The sequence below is a fragment of the Nostoc sp. LEGE 12447 genome (genome assembly GCF_015206985.1).
GTDB lineage: Bacteria > Cyanobacteriota > Cyanobacteriia > Cyanobacteriales > Nostocaceae > Nostoc.
The window spans coordinates 1-24,869 of record NZ_JADEXT010000046.1; the positions used below are offsets into that span (position 1 = coordinate 1).

12 protein-coding genes are annotated in these 24,869 nt (G+C 41.3%); 10 read left to right on the forward strand and 2 right to left on the reverse strand.

Annotation, left to right across the window (positions count from 1 at the left end):
• Positions 1-84: 84 nt before the first annotated feature.
• The 3 genes from IQ274_RS29910 to IQ274_RS29915 all read left to right on the forward strand — a co-directional run bounded on the left by IQ274_RS29910 (position 85) and on the right by IQ274_RS29915 (position 3,647).
• Positions 85-459: a glycoside hydrolase 100 family protein gene (locus tag IQ274_RS29910; RefSeq protein WP_194144426.1), complete on the forward strand. Its 375-nt coding sequence runs from the start codon at positions 85-87 to the stop codon at positions 457-459.
• 504 nt (positions 460-963) lie between these two features.
• Positions 964-1,092, forward strand: a complete 129-nt coding sequence (locus tag IQ274_RS37540) for a hypothetical protein (protein WP_265578581.1) — start codon at positions 964-966, stop codon at positions 1,090-1,092.
• Between the two features lie 179 nt (positions 1,093-1,271).
• Positions 1,272-3,647, forward strand: coding sequence for a hybrid sensor histidine kinase/response regulator (locus IQ274_RS29915; RefSeq protein ID WP_194144390.1), 2,376 nt, complete (start codon positions 1,272-1,274; stop codon positions 3,645-3,647).
• A gap of 255 nt (positions 3,648-3,902) precedes the next feature.
• On the opposite strand, the gene IQ274_RS29920 is transcribed toward IQ274_RS29915, so the two are convergent.
• On the reverse strand, positions 3,903-4,169 hold the full coding sequence (locus tag IQ274_RS29920; protein ID WP_194144391.1) for a hypothetical protein: 267 nt from the start codon (positions 4,167-4,169) through the stop codon (positions 3,903-3,905).
• A gap of 343 nt (positions 4,170-4,512) precedes the next feature.
• On the opposite strand from IQ274_RS29920, the gene IQ274_RS29925 reads away from it, so the two are divergent.
• Complete coding sequence (locus tag IQ274_RS29925; protein ID WP_194144392.1) at positions 4,513-7,209, forward strand: PAS domain S-box protein; 2,697 nt, start codon at positions 4,513-4,515, stop codon at positions 7,207-7,209.
• 90 nt (positions 7,210-7,299) lie between these two features.
• On the forward strand, positions 7,300-7,977 hold the full coding sequence (cas1, locus tag IQ274_RS29930; RefSeq protein ID WP_228058445.1) for a CRISPR-associated endonuclease Cas1: 678 nt from the start codon (positions 7,300-7,302) through the stop codon (positions 7,975-7,977).
• Between the two features lie 159 nt (positions 7,978-8,136).
• On the opposite strand, the gene IQ274_RS29935 is transcribed toward cas1, so the two are convergent.
• Positions 8,137-8,658, reverse strand: coding sequence for a hypothetical protein (locus IQ274_RS29935; protein ID WP_194144394.1), 522 nt, complete (start codon positions 8,656-8,658; stop codon positions 8,137-8,139).
• A 2,810-nt stretch (positions 8,659-11,468) separates the two neighbouring features.
• On the opposite strand from IQ274_RS29935, the gene IQ274_RS29940 reads away from it, so the two are divergent.
• The 5 genes from IQ274_RS29940 (at position 11,469) to IQ274_RS29960 (ending at position 24,869) form a co-directional block, all read left to right on the forward strand.
• Positions 11,469-13,325: a fatty acyl-AMP ligase gene (locus IQ274_RS29940; protein WP_194144395.1), complete on the forward strand. Its 1,857-nt coding sequence runs from the start codon at positions 11,469-11,471 to the stop codon at positions 13,323-13,325.
• 142 nt (positions 13,326-13,467) lie between these two features.
• Entirely contained in the window at positions 13,468-13,785 is a 318-nt protein-coding gene (locus IQ274_RS29945; protein WP_194144396.1) for an acyl carrier protein, read from the forward strand.
• Positions 13,786-13,848: 63 nt separating this feature from the next.
• Complete coding sequence (locus tag IQ274_RS29950; RefSeq protein WP_322745370.1) at positions 13,849-15,213, forward strand: hypothetical protein; 1,365 nt, start codon at positions 13,849-13,851, stop codon at positions 15,211-15,213.
• Between the two features lie 79 nt (positions 15,214-15,292).
• Positions 15,293-20,176: a type I polyketide synthase gene (locus IQ274_RS29955; protein ID WP_194144397.1), complete on the forward strand. Its 4,884-nt coding sequence runs from the start codon at positions 15,293-15,295 to the stop codon at positions 20,174-20,176.
• A 1-nt stretch (position 20,177) separates the two neighbouring features.
• A complete protein-coding gene (locus tag IQ274_RS29960) occupies positions 20,178-24,869 on the forward strand; it encodes a type I polyketide synthase (protein WP_194144398.1) in 4,692 nt (1,563 codons plus the stop codon).

Below are 24,869 nucleotides of genomic sequence, written 5' to 3' on the forward strand. Positions count from 1 at the left end.
TTTCATTTTTAGAAATCTTTCAGGATGCTATAAGCATTATTTATAGTTTTAGTATTATATAGCACCTTAAAATACGTAAACTAAATTAGCGATCACTCTTTGGGAAAAACTTTTTGGTTTACTGTTACTGGCTCAGATCCCAAAAATCGACCCTGGTCTTACCATAATGGTGGTCATTGGCCAGTTTTGCTTTGGTTTTTGGTGGCTGCGGCTATTAAAACAGATCGCTTAGAACTCGCGAGTAAAGCTCTCGAACTCGCTCAAAGCCGTCTCCCCAAAGACCAATGGCCTGAATACTATGACAGTAGGAACGGTCGATTAATAGGCAAAGAAGCTAGAAGATACCAAACTTGGACGGTCTGCGGTTTTTTAATGGCGAAAGAATTAATCGCCAACCCAGATCATTTAAGCTTGATTAGTTTTGAGAAAGAACCTCAAGTGATTCACTGTGTTAGTTAAAGCCCTAGCCTCAAAATCTTAATTCAAATTCATTGTTCAATACCTTCACCAATTTACGAGGGTCAAGAAGAAGTATGTAGGGGGTAGGGGCTATTTCTTCCTGACAGGTGTAGGTTTTTTATTTGTGCATGAGTGGGCACTCTCAAACAGAGTTCTAAACGTGGTTCAAATAACGAAATTTCGTTCTTGGGTGGGAAATCAGAAATTAATATTTGAGTTCTCAACCAACGGAAAAACCCTATTTCAGTCACATTTGTTAAATACCTACACCTGTGAGAGCTTCAGCCTATAGAATTCCGAGTCTATTCACTGTGGGCAGATAGGGAGTCACTTGTCTCTTCAAGGGTAGGGTTTGCTTTTCTAGCATACTTAGCTCACCTACATCGAAAGAACAGTTATACATTTTGAAAGTGTCTTTCAAAATAGACCTTGCTCATACCCCTCTAGAGACTAGAGGGGTATGAGCAAGAACGAATTGCACCACCCGCCAATCATCCTGCATTTATGCAACGCCGGAATTTTTATCAAAGTGAGGCAATGGCTATAATGTATCCAGCAATTCTTCGTCGCATCGTGCAGTCCATTGCCACAGGTAACTCTTCCTCCTTTTCTTCCACACCCTCGATAGTCTGAAGCGACGCGCCTCTAAAGAGGCATCATCTGTCTCATCACTATGCAAAGTTTGTATGGAACACAATTAGTTTGAAAAGCTGCCCAACTAATTCAGCCCAAAAGATAACTAACTGGTATTATTTGGATTAGGTTAAATTGCTCAAAAACAATTTTTGCGAGCAGCACTTTTGGGAAGACTTATGGAAAGCGAAGAAAACTCTATTTCTTCAGAACAGATAGAACTAATAAATAAAGTCTTGGCAGCTTCCACAGATCATATATATATTAGTGATCGCCAGCAACGCTATCTTTATGCCAGTCCAGCAGCACTAGCAGCTTTAGGATTACAACAAGATCAATTGCTAGGTAAAACTTGGCAAGAGTTAGGATTTCCGGTTGACATCATGGAAGTATATGATGCTCAACGCAAATGGGTATTTCAGATGGGAAAATCTCTTAGAAGTGAAATGAGTTTCCCAACAGTGAATGGTATCAGGTACTACGAATACGTAGTTGCCCCTATCTGGGGAAATGATGGAGAAATTGGGGCAGTCATCAATACTGGTAGAGACATTACTGAACGCAAGCAGGCTCAAGAGGCATTGCGTTTGCTGACGGAGGAACTGGAAGCTAGAGTAGCGGCAAGAACTCAGGAGTTAACTGATCTTAACCAATCTCTGCGTCTAGAAATTGCACAACGCCAACAAGCACAACAGGCATTAGAAGAAAGCGAAATGCGATTTCAGACTTTGGTGGATGCCATGTTTGAAGGCATTGTTATTCAGGAACAGGGGAAAATTATTGATGCCAATCCTGGATTTGCTAGAATGCTTGGTTATACTTTAGAGGAAGTGATTGGCAAATCAGCAGTCGATTTTCTTACGCCCGAATCGCTAGCAACTTTTGTGCATCACATTGAGAATGAATATGAATTGCCTTATGAAATAACTGGCAAAAAAAAAGATGGCTCGTTGATTTCATTAGAGGTAGTGGGTAAGCAAAGCATTTATCAAGGACGAAGTGTACGAGTCTCGGCAGCAAGAGATATTACAGAACGCAAACAAGCACAAGAAAAGATTCACGAACAGGCTGCCTTAATTGATGTTTCTACCGATGCCATTTTTGTCTGTGATTTGAAAAAGCATATTCTTTTTTGGAATCAAGGGGCTGAGAATTTGTATGGTTGGACAGCAGATGAAAATTCTGGGAAAAAAGCCGATGAAATATTTTATAGAGAAAGGTTATCCCAACTCGATCTAGGTCTTGCCGCTACTATCGAACATGGTTTTTGGCAAGGTGAGTTAAAGCAATTTACCAAAACGGGCAAAGAAATTATTGTTGCTAGTCGCTGGACACTGGTACAAAATCAATTTGGACAAACCCAATCTATCCTCATAGTTAACACCGATATTACGGAGAAAAAACAGCTAGAGCAACAATTTCTCCGCGCTCAACGATTGGAAAGTATTGGAACATTAGCTAGTGGAATCGCTCATGACCTAAACAATCTTCTCTCACCCATATTAATGTCCTTAGAATTGTTAGAGAAGAAATTTTCCGATCCGCAAACTCAGCCATTGCTCAAGATGTTATATACTAATGTTCAGCGTGGGGCTGATTTAATTAAACAAGTATTATCTTTTGCTAAAGGTGTATCGAGCAAGCGCATCATTTTCCAGCTCAAGCACATAGTCGCTGAAATTCAGTACATTATCCAACAGACATTTCCCAAGTCAATTGAATTTACTACTGAATTCCCTCTAGATTTATGGTCTGTCTATGCAGACCCCACCCAATTACAACAAGTACTGATGAATTTGTGCATTAACGCTCGTGATGCTATGCCTTATGGCGGTTCTTTGAAAATTTCTGCTGCCAATCAGTTTATTGACGAATTCTCTGCTCAAAAGTATTTTGAGGCAAAAGTTGGTTATTATGTTACGGTTTCCGTTATCGATACTGGTATTGGAATTGCCCCCGAAGTATTAGAACGAATTTTTGAGCCATTTTTTACAACTAAAGAAATTGGTAAAGGAACAGGTTTAGGGCTGTCAACAGTTATGGGAATTGTCAAAACTTATGGCGGATTCATAAATGTTGAAAGCTCAGTGGGTCAAGGTAGCAGATTTCAAATATATTTTCCAGCATTCACAGATACACAACAGCAACAACCATTAACAGAGGATTATGAACTACTTAAGGGGAATGGAGAGGTTGTTTTAGTTGTAGATGATGAACTCTCACTTCAACAAATTATTCAAACATCGCTTTTAAATTATAACTATCAAATGTTAAGTGCTAATAATGGTGTTGAGGCAATCTCAGTATATGTTGAACATAAAAATAAAATTAGTGCAGCGTTAATAGATTTAATGATGCCTGATATGGATGGCATCATAACTATTTGCACTTTACAAAAAATTAATCCACATCTCAAAATTATTGCTATGAGTGGCCTAGCTACCAATGAAAAAATAGCTGAGGCTACTAGCGCTGGTATCAAAGCGTTTTTACCGAAACCCTTTACATTATCAGAGTTGTTAAGAACTTTATCTTTGCTATTAAATCAAGATTGAATTAGACGTGTCCAAAAACTCCAAAGCCAGAGTGTTCAAAGCTTTGAGACAAAACTTTGATATTTTTGCAAAAACGTAGTTATAAGGGTTTGAGATAGTTAGTGATAGTTTAGAAACATAAAAATAAACTCCTTATTTTTTAAAGCTAGGATTATTGCTAGCATCTAATTTCTGGACTTTAGACTAAGAAGCACAAAATGACTCAGGGAAGCTGAGTTGAGAAGAAGCAAAGTAAAAAAGTAGAAAAATTACAAATCAAGCAGATTTCGGCTTGGCTTGAGGTGAAGATGAAGTACGTTTTTTAACAATTGGATAGCTAGTTCTACGTTGGCGAGACAGTCCAGTCTTCCAGCCTGGAGATTTACCTCGTGGTTTGGGCGGAATGGATGGAGTAGAAACTCTGACCATAATCCCTGGCATCGCTTGTGCAACCCGTCCAGGCGTAAATTGAGTCATTTGTTTCTGCCAAGGAAGCGGGTTGTCATTGACAATATCACAAGCCAGCCATAATTCCCAAGTCATGAGGTTTAAAGAATTGATGCTGTTAAGCAACAGATAGTACCTTTACGTAACACTTCTTATCTCTAATTCAAAATATAAATGTTTACTTTACACCTTTTTTGGGAAACCTTTGTTTAGTAGGGAATTAAGTTAAAACTAGCTTTTTCAGTAAAAACTAGTAGACAGTTATTGCCTTTACTATTAAGTTGATTACGTATTTACTCGTAAATTAAACAGGCTTTTTAGGAGCTGATATTAAACAGTTTTTAGCTCGTTAATATCCTATTAAGACAGTTATTAAATTTGTGAAAAATACATTAACTTATTTTACCTTTAACAAAAAAGATTTATACCAAAATATCTGATGAAATTAGTAGAATCTGGGTACAACCAATCTGAAGAAAAATACTCTCGATTTTTCTCCCTTTCTATAGATTTATTGTGTATTGCTAACTTTGACGGTTATTTTAAGTATTTAAACCCAAAATGGACACAAACATTAGGTTGGTCAGATGAAGAACTTATTAGCAAACCCTTTATCGAATTTGTTCACTGTGAAGACCGTGAATCCACTATAATTGCAGCCCAAAAAATTACACAATCTGTAGATGCAATCAGCTTTGAAAATCGGTATCTTTGTCGGGATGGTTCTTACAAATGGCTATCGTGGAATGCAACTGGCTTCAGTGAAGAAAACTTGATTTATGCAGTAGCTCGTGACATTACTCTTAATAAACAGAATGAGATAGAGTTACAGAAGTCTATCCAAGAGCTAGAAGCTTTTAAATTTGCCTTAAATGCCCATTCACTGGTAGCTATAACTGATAGTAGTGGAAGAATAACTTATGTTAATAACCAATTTTGTGAAATTTCTAAATATTCTAGAGAAGAACTTTTAGGGCAAGATCATCGTATTATCAATTCTGGACATCATACAAAAGAATTTTTTGCAATTTTATGGAAAACTATTGTTCAAGGAAAAATATGGAAAGGAGAAATTAAAAATAAAGCCAAGGATGGCAGTTTTTATTGGGTAGATACTTTGATTGCCCCAATGTTGAACCCAAATGGAAAATCCTATCAATATGTGTCTATTCGTACAGATATTACACAGCGCAAGCTTTCAGAGTTAGCTTTATTGGAGCGATCACGCTTGTCAGTTTTGAGTGCAGAAGTCAGTTTAGCTTTATCTCAAAGTGGCGCACTTCCAGAAATTCTGCAAAACTGTACAAATGCTATTTGCCAACATCTTGATATAGCCTTTGTTTGTATCTGGACATTTGAAAGACAGACAAACCAGCTACAATTGCAGGCTGGTGTTCATTGTACAGATGTCGCTTGTAGTGCTTTGAGCGATACCCAAGATTTCCCAAATCACATGGTTTTAGCTAATAACATTATTGGCTTAATGAATCAGAACCATCAAGCTATCTTTAATGAAGAACTATCAATTAATAACTCAGAAAACCTTCTTAATTCTACATTTTCAATTGTTCGATTTTCTGCTTATCCCTTGATAGTAGAGCAGCAATTAATCGGTATGATAGCTTTATTTAGCAAGCAGTTATTTACCGAGCCAACTCATAATTTATTAAATTGGATCGCCAACAATATTGCTGTGGCTATTGACCGCATCTTGGCACGAGAAGAACTCCTCAGTCGTCGGGAAGCCTTATTACTGCGTCTAGCTAGTCAAATCCGCAGTTCTCTTAACCTAGATATGATCCTAGAAACTGCTGTTAATGAAATTCGCAGCTTATTACAAATTGATCGTTGCTACTTTCTTTGTTACTTACCGCACCCATCTCAACCAAGCTTGACTATTACCTATGAAGCACGAAATCTTAACTTACCAACGATGTTAGGCAGCCTTTCACTGCAAAAAAATACTTTTTTAACAAAAATACTTCTTTCTCAAGAGCTAATTTGTATCGACAATATTAATAGCAATTCATATCTTGATTATGATATCCAAGAATTTTTAATTGAGTTTGGCATTACATCTCAATTACTGCTACCAGTTAAAAGTAATTCCGGAGAGATTGGGGCAATTGTGTGTAGTCATTGCAGTGGCGATCGCATTTGGACTAACAGTGAAATTAGCCTGCTACAAGCTGTTTGCGATCAACTAGCGATCGCCATCGATCATGCACAGCTTTATACCCAAAGTCGCTCTGCTACCTTAGCTGCTCAAACTCAAGCCACAAAACTCACTGAAACCTTGCATAAATTGCAGCAAACTCAATCTCAACTGATCCAGAATGAAAAAATGTCCAGCTTAGGACAATTAGTAGCTGGAGTTGCCCATGAAATTAACAATCCAGTTAACTTTATTCATGGCAACTTAACTTATGCTAACGAATACTTTCAAGAGATGTTAACCCTATTGCACCTTTATCAGCAATACTATCCCAACCCCCAGGCAGAAATTCACGATTTTGCTGAAAAAATTGATCTAGGATTTATTACCGATGACCTTTCTAAACTTCTGTATTCAATGAATATGGGTACTAATCGTATCCGTGAAATTGTTCTAGGATTGCGGAATTTTTCCCGTCACGATGAAGCAGAGAAAAAACTAGTTGACATTCATGAAGGAATCGAAAATACACTATTAATTTTGCATCATCGCTGGAAAAACAATGGTATTGGATTGGATATATCTATTGTTAAAGAGTATGGAGATTTACCCTTACTTGATTGTTATCCTGGGCAGCTTAATCAAGTATTTATGAATGTTTTGACTAATGCAATCGATGCTTTAGAAGAATCAATGAGCAATTTAAAAACAACTGATAAACAACCACAAATTATAATTCGCACTGAAATTTTAGATAAAAAACTTGTTGTGATCCGAATTGCTGATAACGGATTAGGGATGGAGGAAGACGTTAGAAAACGGTTATTTGATCCCTTTTTCACAACAAAACAGGTGGGTAAGGGAACAGGGCTAGGACTGTCAATTAGCTACCAAATTGTAGTAGAAAGACATGGTGGAATTTTGAATTGCTTATCAGAGCCAGGAAAAGGCACAGAGTTTTGGATTGAAATTCCAATTTAAACAGGATTGAATAAGCCAATCAGAAAAATTCTGGCAACTTTACTTTCATTGTTTTAGACTTTGAACCTCTAAAAATGCGATAGCGATGCCATGAGAATCAAGATTATGCAAGGTGCAGCTTGGGGTCGCCTCCGGCGGTTTCTACAACGCTCTGGGCGTGATGGTGCTGTAGAAATTAGTCAAGCTTCTAAAGATATTTTACATCTTAGTAATTGCATTACAAACCATGATTCCATTGCCTCATTGCAAGGGTTAATTGGGCAGGCAATGCTGATATTTTATCGTATACTTCCCCAGTGCATAAACCCGGATTGGAGATTTACTTCGCGGCATGATAATTCCCCTGTTTGTCGAATGCTTGACTTTAGCGAGAAGCTTTTGGAAGAATCAATCAAAAATGCTATTTTCTCAGTGGGGCTAAACCCTAATCTTGGTTACTGGCATCAAACCCATCACCAAACCAAGGGACTAATCACGGATCTAACTACAGAATTCCAAATCTTAGCGATCGCCTGCGTGAAGACTGTTTTGAATCGTGGCTATGTCACACCGAAGGATTTTAATAAATGCTGGGATGAAAACACACTGCCGCTCGTTGCAGCCCAAGCAATTACCCGTGCTTACCAAGTCAAGATGGCTACGGAAATCAGCTACCCCCAAATCAAAATTAAATGCACTTATGAAGACCTGTTTTACATCCAAGCAAAACAATTAATCTTGTATTTACAAGGGCAGATTCAAGAATATTACTCTCCTGACTTAAAATAATTAAAGATTATTTAGATCAGATGATAGCTCTAACTCTCACAAACTCTAAACGTCAAGCAGTCTCTACCAACATTAAAAATTACACTGTCTCAGAATAGCGTGCAGCTAAAGCGATTGCTGCCTGACGGTGTTTATCTACTTTTGTGCAGAAGGTGTAGATCAAGATTCCCTTGCATTGATACCGCGCAACGACGAATTACTTTCTGAAAACGGGGACGCATAATCTGCGACTCGATTCCATCCCCACTTATAAGCAGTGTCAACTAAAATTTCTTTACCATTTCGGAATTTAATAAATTCCTGCCCGTGGTCGTAAAATATATCTGCAACTAGTTGATTACGCTCGTCGTAACCCCACTTATCCACTGCTGCCCTCCACCAGCGCTTTCCGGGTGAGAGCAACTGTTCAAGTTCTAGATACTCCGGCTTCCAGTACTTGGTACGCCATTGATTTGCCAGTGCCTCAATTAGTATTGCAGTCGGGTAGATTGGCTTCAGGTTTTCTTCGAGCCAGAGTATATAAACGATTGCGCTCCTGAAAGCATCTTCTAAACCATAGCTTGCTGCTTCTAGAGTGTCTTGGAGTTGCTCGTCATTAAAATTTACGCCGAGCGATCGCAGGGCTGGAGCGTACAAATCAAATAATTCTTGTTCTACTGAATCGGCAGACCAGAACCACATAAGAAAAAGAAAACTCCTGCTGGGTGGCTAAATAAAATTTAGCATTTAGCGTGGGAAGTGTTGATGTAGGGACAAGTAGCGATCGCTAATCAAACACAGAGGCAAGTAGAACAGGATCACTCTGCTATGTTGTTGGTTCAAATTCAGCTTTAGGTGGAGAAATGAAAGCGGATCATGAAGGCGAAGGTTCCCCCGTGCCCGTGCCACAGCCTGAAAAATGGTCGCATGAGGCGATTGTTGCGAGGTCGAATCTGCGACCGGAGCGTATGCAGAAACTCAAGCTTGCAGGTAATTCAGCAGAATCCGGGGTTTGACTTTTTGCAGGAGTGTTGGAATGATGACCCTGCTTTGCAAATTGTGATTGTTTGCGAGAAATTCGCTTAGGTTTTGCCCTACCTATCTACTTACCCGCTTTGTTAAAGTACATCAAACATTGCTGTTTCTGTATTATTTATTACTTATAAGTTTAATATATTTTATACCTTTAGTTATAAAAGCAAACCTAACTTTGTACGTCTATAGATAGATAAATAAAATAATAATAGAAGTGTAGATATGTTAAAGATCAAAATAAGCTTGTGAAATATTGATGACACGCCCTAGATTTATCTTCTTACAACCTGTTCTGTATAACGTACTATTTGTCAACACTGAGAGGGCTGCTTTTTCAACTTTAGTAACCTCACTTAAGAGGTGTTGCATTAAGCGTTAAATAACTGTATATTTGAAGGTAGGTTTTCTAAAGGGCACTAACAATATATACGTAAGTAATAAGGATGGAAAATGATATCGCTTAATTAATCAATAGTACTAAATTGCGCTTTCCCAAATTCTCTTTTACGCATAAGTACTTGATTTACCTAATGTGCTGATTTTATGTGACCAAAGGTATTTATTCAGAGGTAGTCCTTATCAATCATGACATGCTATCCATAGATAGGATTTTTTGAATTTACAGAATATCCTTAGATAGAATTGTTGTAATCTTTACTCAAGATTAATAGCTTTGCTTCACAAATCAACTAAAAGCCATAGTAAATCTAGATTTCCCTTAAACATACAAAATGCTTACAAGGTAAAAGATGAGTTATGACTTAAACCAGGAATTTTCCCCCTAGAGTCTGAAAATACTAGAGGGATAATCCTAGTTTTAGTTGTTTATCAGGCTACTAACAAACTAACCTTTGCGGGTTAACTTGTTATTTATTTTTCTGCAAAATCTCGGGCAAGAGAAATTCAGAATTCAGCTGCTGCACTTTGTGCAACGGCTCTTTCCCATGAAATACAACTTACTTCAATTATGGCACATAAACTTTCTCAAAATCAAGCTGTAATCAAGCAATCATTTGTAGGCTACAACACTTGCAACAGCGATTTTCTGCCAAATAAAGCACTAAAACTACAATTTTGGCTTAATAACCAAAATTTGGGCTTAATATATAAATTTCTTTCTCTGTTAGTTAGAAAGTTGCAAATTCGCAAAAAAATTGGTCTCGTCAAATCCTAACATGCCAAGCTCATTTTATAGCTAAGGTAAGTTGCTAGCTACAATCTTTAAAACCTCAAAAATTGTTTATTTTGGGTTTTAATAGGCAAAATACGCCAATGTAAATTTTTATTTGGCAACATAATTTTGCTAAAAACGCGGAATGCAATAACTAGCTGCTTAGGTTTCCTAATTTGAATTCTGCAAATTATTGATAGCCTATGCACCTCCAATCAAGAGAAATAGGGACATGTGGGAATTGCTTGTTCAGCATTGATAGTTTCTTTTGAGTTAAAGTTGCATTCTAAGCAACATAGGTGCATAGAAAGCAGAAGCCAGGGATCAAATTTTTAATTCTGTAGCCCGTTTTTGAAGATGAGCAGGTACTATCTATATTTTCCAAGTATCAATCTATTCACGATCGCTTATTCCTTCGCTGAACTTTGGGATTTATTGCTGGCTTATTGTGGTAGTCCATGTCAGTATCCGATAGATAACTGTACCAAGTCTTTGCAATCATGATTTGTGATCCCAGACTGGTTTCCCATTCCAAGGCTTTACCAATATAGTCAAGACTGTAACATCGCCACAATGGATATTATTCACAAACTCGGATATCACTATTGTTCACTTCCAAATCCGCCTTAAGTTGATTGCAACCACTGCAATAAACCAGCACTTGTGGCTAATAAACCATTAAATCACAAACGAGCAAGTATAAATTGTCCTATGCTATAGGTGAAAATTTTGAGCTAAAAGAATATATCTTAAAAACAGCAAGCTATTTTAAATTCATCATTTAAGAGTAAATTTTATAATGGTGAGTAAAGCATGTTATTTAAATAGATTTTTAGCAAAATTCAAGAGTGATCCTATAGCAATTTTAAGTCAGAACTCAAAAATCAAAATAGGCTTTGTATATGGCTTTCAATGTGTAGAATGTTTTTGTCTGCTAAGTTTTAATCCCGAGTAAATTGATTAAATTACATTGAAGCATGACAGCATAAATTATTTGTACGCATATTTTATGCTGCAATTTTTTATTTTCTAATCAATGCAAAAAAAGTTTTCTTTAAAATATCTCAATACTTTAAAAATGTGTTGACTTATAAGAAAAATAACAGTAACCTAAATTTAGAAAACAAAAAACAAGTCTTGTAAAGAACATCTATAGATTAAACAAAATTTACAAAGTAAGATTAATTAAGTTACTGATCCAATTAATTTAAAAGTTGCTAAAGACACTGTAAAAACCCAGATTTTTAACACACATTTAATATGTCCACTTTGCAATGACATCTGTAATAGTGTAGAGGTACATTGAATGAGTAATTATTCCAATAGCTTGATAACCCATCACCATTTTTTAACGTTAGTTGAATTGCTGAGTTACAGAGCAGAAAATCAATCTGATCAAAAAGCTTATACTTTTTTACAAAGTACAGAGACAGAAGCAGTATCGTTGACTTATAAAGAGCTACATCTGCAAGCGCAAGCGATCGCAGCTAGTCTACAATCTTTAAATCTAGTTGGTGAACGTGCTTTGCTCCTATATCAACCGGGTATAGAGTTTATTGCTGCTTTCTTTGGATGTTTATATGCCGGCGTTGTTGCTATTCCTGCATATCCACCTAGACGAAATCAAAAGTTGTCCAGGTTGCAGGCTATAGCGGCAGATGCCCAAGCCAAGGTTGTACTTACTTCTCAACCTCTTTTGCGTAGCCTGCAAACCAGCTTCAATGAAGAGGATTTAGAGCTTTCTGGATTGCATTGGCTAGCTACCGATGACTTGAGTAACGATCTAGCTCAAGCATGGCAACCACCGGAACTGAACGGTAATACCTTAGCTTTCCTCCAATACACATCTGGCTCTACAGGAATACCAAAAGGCGTGATGATCACTCATGGGAATCTGCTACATAACGAGCGGATGATCGAGAAAGCCTTTGGACATACAGACAAAACTATTGTTGTTGGTTGGTTGCCTGTTTTCCATGACATGGGACTCATTGGAAATGTGTTGCAGCCCATATATTTAGGGGTTCCTTGCATTCTGATGTCTCCAGTTGAGTTTCTCCAAAAACCAATTCGCTGGTTGCAAGCAATATCCCGCTACAAAGCTACAACTAGTGGTGGGCCAAACTTTGCTTATGATCTTTGCATTCGCAAGGTGACACCCGAACAGTTAGCGACTCTCGATCTCAGCAGTTGGGAAGTAGCCTTTACTGGCGCTGAACCTGTCCGGGCTGAGACTTTGGAGCAGTTTGCTTCTACTTTTGCACCTTGTGGCTTCCGCAAGGAAGCATTTTATCCCTGCTACGGTATGGCAGAAACCACTCTGATAGTAACCGGGGGTGAGAAAACAGCTTTACCAATCACTTGCAACGTTGAAAAAGCAGCATTAGAGCAAAATCGAATTGTCAAGCAGCCCGATGGCCGCAAAGATAGCCAGACGATAGTAGGTTGTGGGCAAAGTCCTTCTGATCAGAAGGTGGTTATTGTTGATCCCCAATCATTAACCCTCTGTGCTCCTGAGCAAGTCGGAGAAATCTGGGTAGCAGGGCCGAGTGTTGCTCAAGGTTATTGGAATCAACCTGAAGAGACAGAAAAAACTTTCAATGCATACTTAGCAGATACAAATGTTAACAATAGTGCAGCGTCAGTCCCATTTCTTCGCACTGGAGACTTAGGATTTTTGCAAGATGGGGAGTTGTTTATCACAGGGCGGCTTAAAGATGTAATTATCGTCAGAGGGCAAAATCATTATCCCCAAGACATTGAACTGACTGTTGAAAAAAGTCATCCATCTCTGCGAGCCGGTTGTGGAGCAGCATTTGCTATTGATTTCAAGAATTCTGAACGACTAGTTGTTGTTCAAGAAGTAGAACGGAGTTATCTACGAAAGTTAAATGTTCAAGAAGTCATCGGACAACTTAGACAAGCAGTAGCCGCACATCACGGTTTAGAAGTTTTCGCTAGCGTACTCGTCAAGACTGGAAGTATTCCCAAAACCTCTAGTGGCAAGATTCGCCGCCAAGCTTGTCGGAGTGCATTTCTTTCTGGAACTTTAGACGTTGTAGAGGACTGGAGTGAGAATCCTCAGAATAAATCTAAGTTTATCAATCTCCAAGCTGATGTTGATTCTATCTTAGGGCAACTAACAGCTGGTAAACAGCTATGAACAAACTTACATCTTCACAAGTTCAGTTTTTAGGAACTCATATCAAAGGCTGAAAGTGGGAAATAAGTTACTTAATTCAACTTGTAACAATATTAATTGTACAAAGCATACATCCTCATCAATAGATAGAAAGGACTAAACAATGGAAACGCAAAATCTTCAGGTGAACACCATGCCTAGAGTTTCAGAGATTAACAAAGCTGATGTACCCAAACAGATACGGACAGCAGCAGAGATTCAAGCTTGGACAATCTCTTATCTAGGTGAACTGCTAGAAGTTGATCCCGAAGAAGTTGATATTACGATTCCCTTTGATCGCTATGGTTTAGATTCTTCAGCAGCAATTGGTTTAACTGGTGACTTAGAAGATTGGTTAGGATCTGAGGTTGATCCCACCCTCCTTTACGATTACCCAACTATCGAAGGTCTTGTTCAGCACTTGAGTGCCAATTTGAATTGAAGACTTGGAAATCTATCTTGCTTGATCTACTTGAAAGTACCTGATTTAAGAGGAAGGAAAATTGTGACTACAGCTAATCTATTGAATGAGAAACCCAAAGTTGTAAATGTCCCAGTGGACAAACAAAAGAAGCATTTTCAAGTCATCGATAAAACGTACCAGAACAATACAGAATCTGATTACACCGAGAAAATAGAATCTTTGGGCAAAAACTTTGACTATAGGCGCAACGGTGATCATTTATGGGGCGATCGCCAGCTTTCTACTCTATATGGGACTCCTCTCTACGAACAAGCTTCTCACGCCCAAAAACTAGCTCTTAACCACCTTTACTGGGTGGGACAGTATCAACATACTGCATCTTCTGAAGCAAACACCATGCTCTACAACCAAATTACATCTGGTGTTTTTGCTCACGTTGGCGGATATGAAACTCTTTGCCAAGAGCTAGACTTTGAAACCAGTCAAGAACGTTACCACATCAACACGTTCCATAAAATTGGTTATAAGACGAAGATTGCTTTACTGGGTAAAGAATCCCTTGGCAATCCTCTCCATAAAAAGTTGAATAATCAGACTAACAAAAATCTACTGCCAAAATTACCAGAACTTCCCAATAAAGAAGCACTTCAGAATTCCACCTTTCGCTTTCTCACCAAACTGATGCATCCAGGTAAGGGAGGCTACTATTCACAGTACTTGAACGAAAAAGGTGACACAATTCCGACAACCACTGGTGGACTGGCTGGACTCACTGCATCTCCATCGGCGTTTAAATACCTGAGTTTAAATTGGGGTAGCTCTCCCTTCTTAGCCGCTCAATATTACTCGGTGCGGATGGTTGCAAATATGTCGTTAAAAACATACGAGTACAACTACTACAAACAGTTTAGGGATTTAGATAAAAAAGGTGAGTTCATCCCAGATCCGATCGCTGTATCTTATTATCACTTGTTGGATGAAGCCTTCCACACCACAATGTCTCAAACCATTGCCCAAGAGGTGTATAAGGATTTTCCGAAGCCAACAGTATACGAGAAGTTGCTGTCTAACGCGGTTATCTTTTTGTTACAACGGGGACTTTTGAATGGACTGTCTGCGGCACTACCAGCCACATTCCGGGATGATGTAAATTTCATGCCTTCGTATTATCGCCTGCTGACATCTCCTCTATTTAATAAAATGTCCCAAGAAGACGCACTCCATTGGATGGAAAAGTGTTTGTGTCAAGAACACGAAGGTTTCCATGTCAATCTCAAGTATCAGCAAACTCTGCTGAATGATTTGAAACGCTTCTTCGGTCATCTTGAATACCTGTGGCCTGTTAACCGCGAAATGCGCGTGATGGCTGAGGGTGGATCGATAGAAAAGGCAATCAAACGCAATCAAATAGCCTTTAAGCAATTCGCTAGCTCTGTTGCTGCATAGAGCGATGGCTACGCCTGCCAAAGGCATCGCACCTTTAAGCATATAAAGCAGCAATACATCAGTATTGAGGACTTAATTAGTGGAACCCATTGCTATTGTCGGTATTGGCTGTCGCTTTCCTGGCGCTAGCAGTCCAGAGGCTTTCTGGCATCTTTTGCATCATGGTATTGATGCTATATCCGAAGTCCCTATGGAACGATGGGACATAGATAGTTTATACGATCCCGAACCTGCTACGCCGGGAAAAATGAGTACTCGTTATGGCGGATTTATCGAAGGCGTAGATAGTTTTGATCCGAGCTTTTTCGGTATTTCACCCCGCGAGGCAGAGCGGATAGATCCCCAACAGAGAGTGGTTCTGAAAGTTGCTTGGGAGGCTTTGGAAAATGCAGGAATTGCACCTTCGAGTCTCTCTGGTACTCAGGCAGGAGTCTTTATTGGAATTGGGAACTATGATTATGGAATTGTGGTTTCTAAGGATTTAGAACACATCAATGCTTATGATGGCACTGGTAATACACTTGGTATTGCTGCAAATCGCTTGTCTTATCTGCTCAATCTGCGGGGACCAAGTTTAGCGATTGAAACTTCCTGTTCTTCGTCTTTGGTAGCAATACATCTAGCCTGTCGCAGTCTGCAAAATGCAGAGTCCGATTTATGCTTGGTGGGAGCAGTTAGCTTAATGTTGTCGCCACAACAGACAATTATCTACTCCCAAGCTCGGATGATGGCATTGGATGGTCGTTGTAAGACCTTTGATGCTAGTGCTGATGGTTATGTTCGCGGCGAAGGATGCGGTATTGTTGTGCTGAAGCGTCTTAGCGATGCAATTAGAGATGGCGATCGCATTCAAGCTGTCATCCGAGGTTCGGCAATTAATCAAGATGGACTCAGTAATGGATTGACTGCTCCCAACGGCCCTTCCCAACAGGCTGTAATTCGTCAAGCTCTCGAAAATGCCGGAGTAGAGCCAGCGCAAATTAGTTATATTGAGGCTCACGGAACTGGTACATCCTTGGGAGATCCGATTGAAGTTAGATCCCTAAAAGCAGTATTGGCAGAGGGACGCAGCACCGATCAACCTTGTCTAATTGGCTCAGTCAAAACAAATATCGGTCATCTGGAAGCTGCGGCTGGGATGGCTAGCTTACTCAAAGTAGTACTGGCGTTACAGCACAAAGAAATTCCAGCACATCTGCATCTTAAGCAGTTGAATCCATATATTTCCTTAAGTGGCACATCTTTTGCGATTCCCACGGAACCTCAACCTTGGAATGTGAGTACAGAGCCTCGTTTGGCAGGCATTAGTTCCTTTGGTTTTGGTGGTACCAATGGCCATATCATTGTCGAGGAAGCACCCTTACAAATTCAAAATTCAAAAGATGGTATTGAAAGCAAAGGGGCAAATGACATTTCCCCTTTCTCCCTGCCTCTTGCTCCCTTGCCTCTTGTTGAGCGTCCTTTACACTTGTTGAGCCTTTCGGCAAAAAGTGAGCAGGCTTTGCAAGATTTAGCCCAGCGCTATGAAGCAAATCTGGCAACGCACTCAGAATTGTCTCTGGCAGATATTTGCTTTACTGCTAGTACAGGGCGATCGCATTTTGATCATCGCCTTGCTGTTACTGTTGAATCTAGGGAGCAATTACAACAGCAGTTGAGTGCTTTCGTTGCAGGGCAGCAGCCTCATGGATTAGTAACTCGTCAAGTTATCAATCGCAAACAACCGAAGATAGGCTTCTTGTTCACTGGGCAAGGTTCTCAATACGTGGACATGGGACGCGAGTTATACGAAACGCAGCCCACTTTCCGCCAAACTCTCCAGAAGTGTGATGAGATTCTACGTCCCCATCTCAAAAAATCACTCTTAAAAGTGATTTATCCCAGCAATAAAAATGCAGGTGTCTTAGTAGATGAAACTGCCTACACTCAACCAGCACTATTTGCTCTGGAATATGCCTTGTATAAACTGTGGCAATCTTGGGGCATTAAACCTGCTGTGTTGATGGGACATAGCGTTGGCGAATACGTTGCTGCTTGTGTGGCAGGCGTGTTTAGCCTAGAAGACGGATTGAAATTGATTACTGCACGGGGACGGCTGATGCAAGCCCTACCTGCCAATGGGATGATGGCGGCAGTCATGGCTAGCCCTGAACAAGTAGCAGAAAAGATTGCACCCTACTGTGCCGATAATTCGTTAGCAAAACGGGACACAGTAGTATCCATAGCCGCTATCAATGGCCCCCAGAGCGTCGTAATTTCTGGAAAGCGCAAGATGGTTGAGGCAATATGCCAATCCTTAACAGCATCTGGAGTGAAGACAAAACCATTAACGGTGTCTCACGCTTTCCACTCACCATTAATGGCCCCGATGATGGAAGAGTTTGCAGCAGTTGCCAAGACTGTCAGCTATTCCCTTCCTCAAATTAAGTTAATTTCTAATGTCACCGGGAAACTAGTTAGTGAAGAAGTAGCCAATCCTGATTATTGGTGTAATCATGTGCTACAACCTGTGCTATTTGCTGAGGGAATGCAGACTTTAGCACAGCAGAAGTGTGACGTATTACTAGAAATTGGCCCAAAACCAACACTGTTGGGTATGGGCAGACAGTGCTTGTCTGAAGCACAAATAAAACAACTCCTATGGTTGCCCAGTTTGCGCCCAGGCCAATCTGATTGGCAGCAATTACTCCAAAGTTTGGCAGAACTATATGTGCAAGGGGTTGCAATTGACTGGAAAGGATTTGACCGAGATTACATCCGTAAGCGTGTAGCACTACCGACTTATCCCTTTCAGGAACAACGCTACTGGGTTGAACTTGCTGATAATCAGTCTGCCCAGACAGAAATCCCTGCTGTGAATATTGCAGAGACTCCCATGTTGCATCTGTTACAGCAAGGAGAGATTCAACAGCTAACAGAACAAGTTACTAAAACGGCGAGTCTATCTACTGAGGAGCAAAAATTCCTTCCGAAGCTGTTAGAAGCATTGGTGAAGCAGCATAAACAGCAATCAATAGCTGCCTCAATTCAAGATTGGTTCCACAGTATTGAGTGGCAATCTAAGGCAAGAGAAATAACCGGAGTTGACAAAAAGCCACAAATCGGTACTTGGTTGATTCTGGCTGACATTGGAGGAGTAGGAAAGGCTCTCGTTGAAGACCTGCAAAAACAAGGTAACTCTTGTATTTTGGTTTATCCAGGAGATTTTTATCAGTCAAAAGGAGGCTCTACTTGGGTTATCAATCCTGCAAGTACAGCAGATTTTGAGAGGTTGCTGAATGAAATTCAAACAGTTACTCAAAGCCAGTTACAAGGTGTGATTCACCTGTGGAATTTAAATACAGCTAAATCTGAGGTAACAGTAGCAGAGTTAGAGAAGTCTCAGGTGTTGGGCTGTGGCAGCGTCCTATCTCTGGTGCAGGCTCTTGCTCGTCACAGTAATATTGATTTACCTCGGCTGTGGTTAGTGACTAGAGGCGCACAGCCAGTGCAAACTTTACCAGAAGTTACCCAAGCATCATTATGGGGTATGGGTAAGGTAGTAGCACTTGAGCATCCAGAACTATTCGGTGGCATGGTGGATTTATCTCCTGAGCCAACATTAGAAGAAATATCTTTGCTATTGTCAGATATTGCAGATGCTCAAGGTGAAGACCATTTTGCATATCGTGGCGGACAGCGTTATGTAGCTCGTTTGGTACGTAAACAACTACCAGCCAATGTTGAAAGTTGCTCAATATCCGCAAACAGCACTTATCTGATTACAGGTGGACTAGGTGCGTTAGGGCTGAAAGTAGCAGAATGGTTGGTGGGACAGGGAGCCAGACAACTGGTGCTAACTGGACGTAAACAACCTACTGCTGAAGCACAAACTGCGATCGCTCACCTAGAAAAAATGGGCGCTACAATCCTAGCAGCCCAGGCTGATGTCACCCAAGAGCAAGATTTATTGCAACTATTACATAAAGTACGGGCGACAATGCCACCTCTAGGTGGGATCATCCATGCAGCAGGAATTGTGGGATATGAAACATTGCAATCTCTGCAATGGGAGTCGCTAGAGGCAGTATTGCGTCCCAAAGCGATCGGCACTTGGCTTTTACACCAACTCACCCAGGATATAAAACTGGATTTCTTTGTTGTCTTCTCTTCTATTGCCTCAGTTTGGGGTTCTCGCGGACAAGCTCATTACGCGGCTGCCAATGCTTTCTTAGATAGTTTTGCTCACTATCGGCAAGGGCAAGGAATGCCTACCTTAAGTGTGAACTGGGGGCCGTGGGCTGATGGTGGCATGGCTTCTGATGAAGCTCAAACTTGGCTGGCTCAAATGGGAATTGGCATATTGCAGCCAGAACAAGCGCTCACGGCTTTGGGTTTGTTACTTGGTTCCAATACAGTGCAGGCGACTGTAGCTCAAGTTGACTGGGCGCTGTTCAAGGGGTTATACGAGGCCAGAGGACGGCGAACCTTACTTGAGGAAATGTCAGTTCAACCGTCCAATGACAACCAGCCGCAGTCAACTGCTACATCAGCACTGGTGGCAGAGTTAGAAGCAGCCCCAGTTAGCGATCGCCCAGCCATGTTAACTGCTTATCTCCAGTCAGAAGTCGGTAAAGTACTAGGCTTTGAACCATCACAACTACCTAACCCTGAGCAAGGCTTTTTTGATTTGGGTATGGATTCGCTGATGGCAATTGATTTAAAGAGCCGGCTAGATAAGAGACTAGGAACAACATTACCCTCAACAATTACATTTGAGTATCCCACAATTGCCGATTTGGTCAAATATTTGGGTCGAGAGGTATTTTTCTGGGACAGCACTGCCAGCGATGTCACAACTTCGCCAGATGAAGAGGAACGGGCTGCAACACTGGAAATAATTCAGCAACTATCAGAAACTGCACTTGAAGCCTCAATTGCAGAGGAACTGGCAGGGTTAGAATCTTTACTGCAAAGGACTTAACATGGGTGAGCATTCTCCAAAAGTAGACCAGTTAAATTCATCGCAGCGCTTGCTTTTGGCGTTAAAGGAAGCGCGGGCTAAACTTGAGGCGGTGGAGCGCTCCAAAGCGGAGCCGATCGCTATCATTGGCACGGCTTGCCGATTTCCAGGTGGGGCTAATGATCCAGAGGCATTTTGGCAACTGCTGACAAACGGAGTAGATGCGATCGCAAAGACACCCAGCGATCGCTGGGATGTTGATGCGTATTATGACCCCAATCCCGATACTCCAGGGAAAATGTATACCCGGTATGGGGGATTTTTACAGCAAGTAGATCAATTTGACGCTCAATTCTTTGGCATTTCTCCCCGCGAAGCTGTGAGAATTGATCCCCAGCAACGCTTGTTGTTAGAGGTGACTTGGGAAGCTCTGGAGAATGCAGGTTTAGTTAATAACAAGCAAGCAGCCAGTGAAACGGGGGTTTTTGTCGGAGTAACGACAAATGACTACGCACGCCTGTTGATGCCCTACGGGGATCTAAGCCAAATGGATGCTTATTACTTAACAGGTAATCCCCTAAATGCGATCGCTGGACGTTTGTCATACACTTTGGGGCTACAAGGCCCTTGTATGGCGATCGATACAGCTTGTTCATCGTCTCTAGTAGCCATTCACACGGCTTGCCAAAGTCTGCGGAATGAAGAATGCACCCATGCTCTAGCAGGTGGAGTCAACCTAATTCTCTCACCAGAAAACAATGTGGCGCTCTCCAAAGCCAAAATTCTTTCTGCTGACGGTCGCTGTAAAACTTTCGATGCCTCAGCTGATGGTATCGTCAGAGGTGAGGGTTGCGGAATCATAGTATTAAAGCGTCTGAGTGATGCGATCGCTGATGGAGATAATATTCTCGCTTTGATTCGAGGATCAGCAGTTAATCAAGATGGTGCTAGTAGTGGTTTTACAGTTCCCAATAAAGCGGCTCAGGAAATTTTGCTCCGCCAAGCCTTGGCAAGGGCAAGGGTAGAACCGTCAGAGGTGGACTATGTAGAAGCTCATGGCACAGGTACACCACTGGGAGATCCAATTGAAATTAGAGCATTGGCTGCTGTGTTTGGTGAAGGGCGATCGCTAGAAAACCCCCTGAAAGTTGGTTCAGTAAAAACCAATATAGGACACTTAGAATCAGCCGCCGGAGTCGCCAGTGTAATTAAAGTTGTATTATCTCTGCAACATCAGCAAATTCCTCAGCAGTTACACTTACAGCAACTCAATCCCTACGTTGACTGGAACGAATTGCCAATATCTGTAACAACAAATCTAACGGCTTGGACTGCAACCCAAAAGCGACGGATTGCTGGAGTCAGCGCTTTTGGAGCTAGTGGTACTAATGCTCATGTAGTCTTAGAAGAAGCGCCTTTATTACAGCCAAAGACAGAAACAACAACGCAGCGATCACTAAATTTATTAACTCTCTCAGCTAAGACAAACGAAGCTCTCAAGCAATTAGCAGCTAGTTATGAAACACATCTAGCTGCCAATCCTATAGCTTTAGAAGATATCTGCTTTAGTGCTAATACTGGACGCGGTGATTTCAAACATCGCCTAGCTGTGCTAGTATCTTCAACCACAGAAGCTTCTCAAAAGCTGTCTGCCTTTGCTCAAGGGCAAGAAGTTGCAGGAATTATTCAAGATCAGGTGGAAGCTGCAACTGTCCCAAGAATAGCTTTTCTATTCACCGGTCAGGGATCGCAGTATGTCGGTATGGGGCGGCAACTCTACGAAACCCAACCAACTTTTCGTGCAGCACTCGATCTCTGCGATGAAATATTGCGATCGCAATTCGATTTGCCTTTGCTGAAAGTTCTTTATCCGCAAACAGAAGATGCAGATAATTCCCACACTTTAGATGAGACAGCTTATACTCAACCCGCCTTATTTGCCTTAGAGTATGCCCTTTTCCAATTATGGAAATCCTGGGGTATAGAGCCAGCAGTCGTAATGGGGCATAGTGTCGGAGAATACGTTGCTGCTTGCGTAGCCGGAGTTTTTAGCTTAGAAGATGCTTTAAAGCTGATTGCTACACGGGGACGATTGATGCAAGCTTTGCCTCAAGATGGGGCAATGGTGGCGGTGCTAGCAAATCCAGAGCTAGTAAAGGCTGCTCTAGAACCTTTTAGCCAGCAGGTATCAATTGCTGCATTTAACGGACCTAAGAGTGTGGTGATTTCTGGTAAACGGGAAGCTGTAAAATCAGTTTGCGCTGTTTTGCAAGAGCAAAGAGCAAAAACAAAAGAACTGCAAGTTTCTCATGCTTTCCACTCGCCTCTGATGCAGCCAATGCTGGCAGAGTTTCGGCAGGTAGCAAACGAGGTTACTTTCTCGACTCCGCAATTGAAACTTATTTCCAATCTGACTGGAGAACTGATAACAGATGAAATAACTACTTCTGAGTATTGGTGCAATCATATTCTCAGTCCTGTGCAATTTGCAGCTAGCATGAAAACGCTGTTGCAGGAATATGAAGTATTTCTGGAAATCGGTTCCAAACCAACATTATTGGGAATGGGTCGCCAGTGTGCATCAGAGGAGGGACAAGTATGGCTGCCAAGTTTACGTCCTGGACAAGACGATTGGCAACAACTCCTGCAAAGCTTAGGAGAATTGTATGTCCGGGGAGTATCAGTAGACTGGAAGGTTTTTAATCAAGATTATCAGCCTCGCCGGGTATTATTACCAACCTACCCATTTCAACGGGAGCGATTTTGGGTAGAAACAGTTAATAAGGCAATAGAGGTAAAATTCCTCCCATCAAAAGAACAAAATACAGATTGGTTGTACGAAATCGCTTGGCAATCCAAAACCCTCAACTCTGTCCAAGCTGAAAAACCAGGTAGTTGGTTTATCTTTGCCGATCAAGGCGGGATGGGGCTAAAGCTAGCTCATCTGCTGGAGTCACAGGGTGAGTATTGTATCATCGTTACTGCCGGTTCAAGTTACGAAAGGTTACAAGAGGAGCATTATCAGATTGATCCGTCGAATCCTGAAGATTTCCAACGTTTGCTCCAGGAGAGTATAAGCCAATATCAACCGCTCTGCCGTGGTGTTGTCCATCTATGGAGTTTAAATAATCAACCATCAGCATTAGAAGTTTCCCAGGGAGAACACTGTGGTAACGTGTTGCACCTGCTGCAATCCCTGACTCAAACTGAATGGACTGAATCGCCCCGGTTGTGGTTGGTAACTCAGGGCGCACAAGCAGTAGACACATTAACACCACTGCAAGTGCAACAGTCTCCTTTGTGGGGTTTGGGACGGGTGATTGCTCTGGAGCATCCAGAATTGCGCTGTTCTCGGTTGGATTTAGATCCATCCGCAGCACAAGAACAAGTCTCAAATTTATTGGCGGAACTGTTAGCACAAGATGCAGAAGACCAAGTAGCATATCGTCAAGGCGATCGCTATGTTGCCCGCTTAATACAACATACCTCCACCATATCTGCAATTAAACAAAGAAAGGTCATCCGCGAGAATAACAGCTATCTGATTACTGGCGGTTTAGGAGCATTAGGATTGAAGGTAGCTCACTGGCTGGTGGAGCATGGAGCGCAGCACCTCGTGCTTACAGGACGGCGTGGAGCTTCTGAAGCAATGCAGCAAGAAATTAACAAGTTAGAGCAGGCGGGAGCGCAAGTACTGGTTATTCTAGCCGACATCTCAAATCGAGATGATGTTAGTAGATTGTTAGCAGATGTGAAAAATTCCATGCCTTCCTTGCGGGGTATTATCCATGCTGCTGGAGTATTACAGGATGGAATGCTGCTAGGGCAAACTATGGAAAGTTTTAGCAAGGTGATGGCTCCTAAAGTAGCTGGAGCATGGAATTTACACACCTTGACTCAAGATTTAGAGCTAGACTTTTTCGTTTGCTTCTCATCTGTATCTGCCTTACTCGGTTCCCCTGGACAAGGAAACTATGCTGCTGCCAATGCTTTCATGGACGCATTAGCGCATCACCGCCGCGCACTAGGATTACCCGCAGTCAGCATCAACTGGGGCCCCTGGAGAGATGCAGGCATGGTAGATGCTTTAAGCAGTCGAGAACAAGCACGTTGGGCAGAGCAGGGTATAAGTACAATTGGGCTAGAGCCAGGATTGCAGATATTGGAGGATATTCTAACTCAGGATGTCGCTCAGGTAGGTGTGCTACCAGTTGACTGGTCTAAATTCTTGGGACAACTGCCACAAAATTTAGAATTTCCTTTCCTTGAGGTATTTGCTTCACAGGTAGAACCAACACAAACTGCAAAATCTGAGTTTCTCGAACAATTAGAAGCAGCTCCTGCTAAAGAAAAGCGATCGCTATTATTAACTCACGTTCGCTCCCTAATTGCCAAAGTCTTAAATTTGAAATCACCTGAAGAAATAGACATATACCAAGGTTTTACAGACCTGGGTATGGATTCGCTCATGGCTGTGGAGTTAAAAAATCGCCTCCAAACCAGCTTGGAATATTCGATTCCTGCATCCTTAGTTTTTGACTATCCCACAGTGGCAGCATTAGTTGACTATTTAGCTGGGGAAATGTTGGCAACATCTGATGCCATTGAGAGCGAAGTTGTAGAGCAAATTATCCTTGAATCAAATTTTGACGATTTATCCGATAGTGAGGCTGAAGCGTTACTACTTACCAAATTGGCAAGCATGAGGTATTAA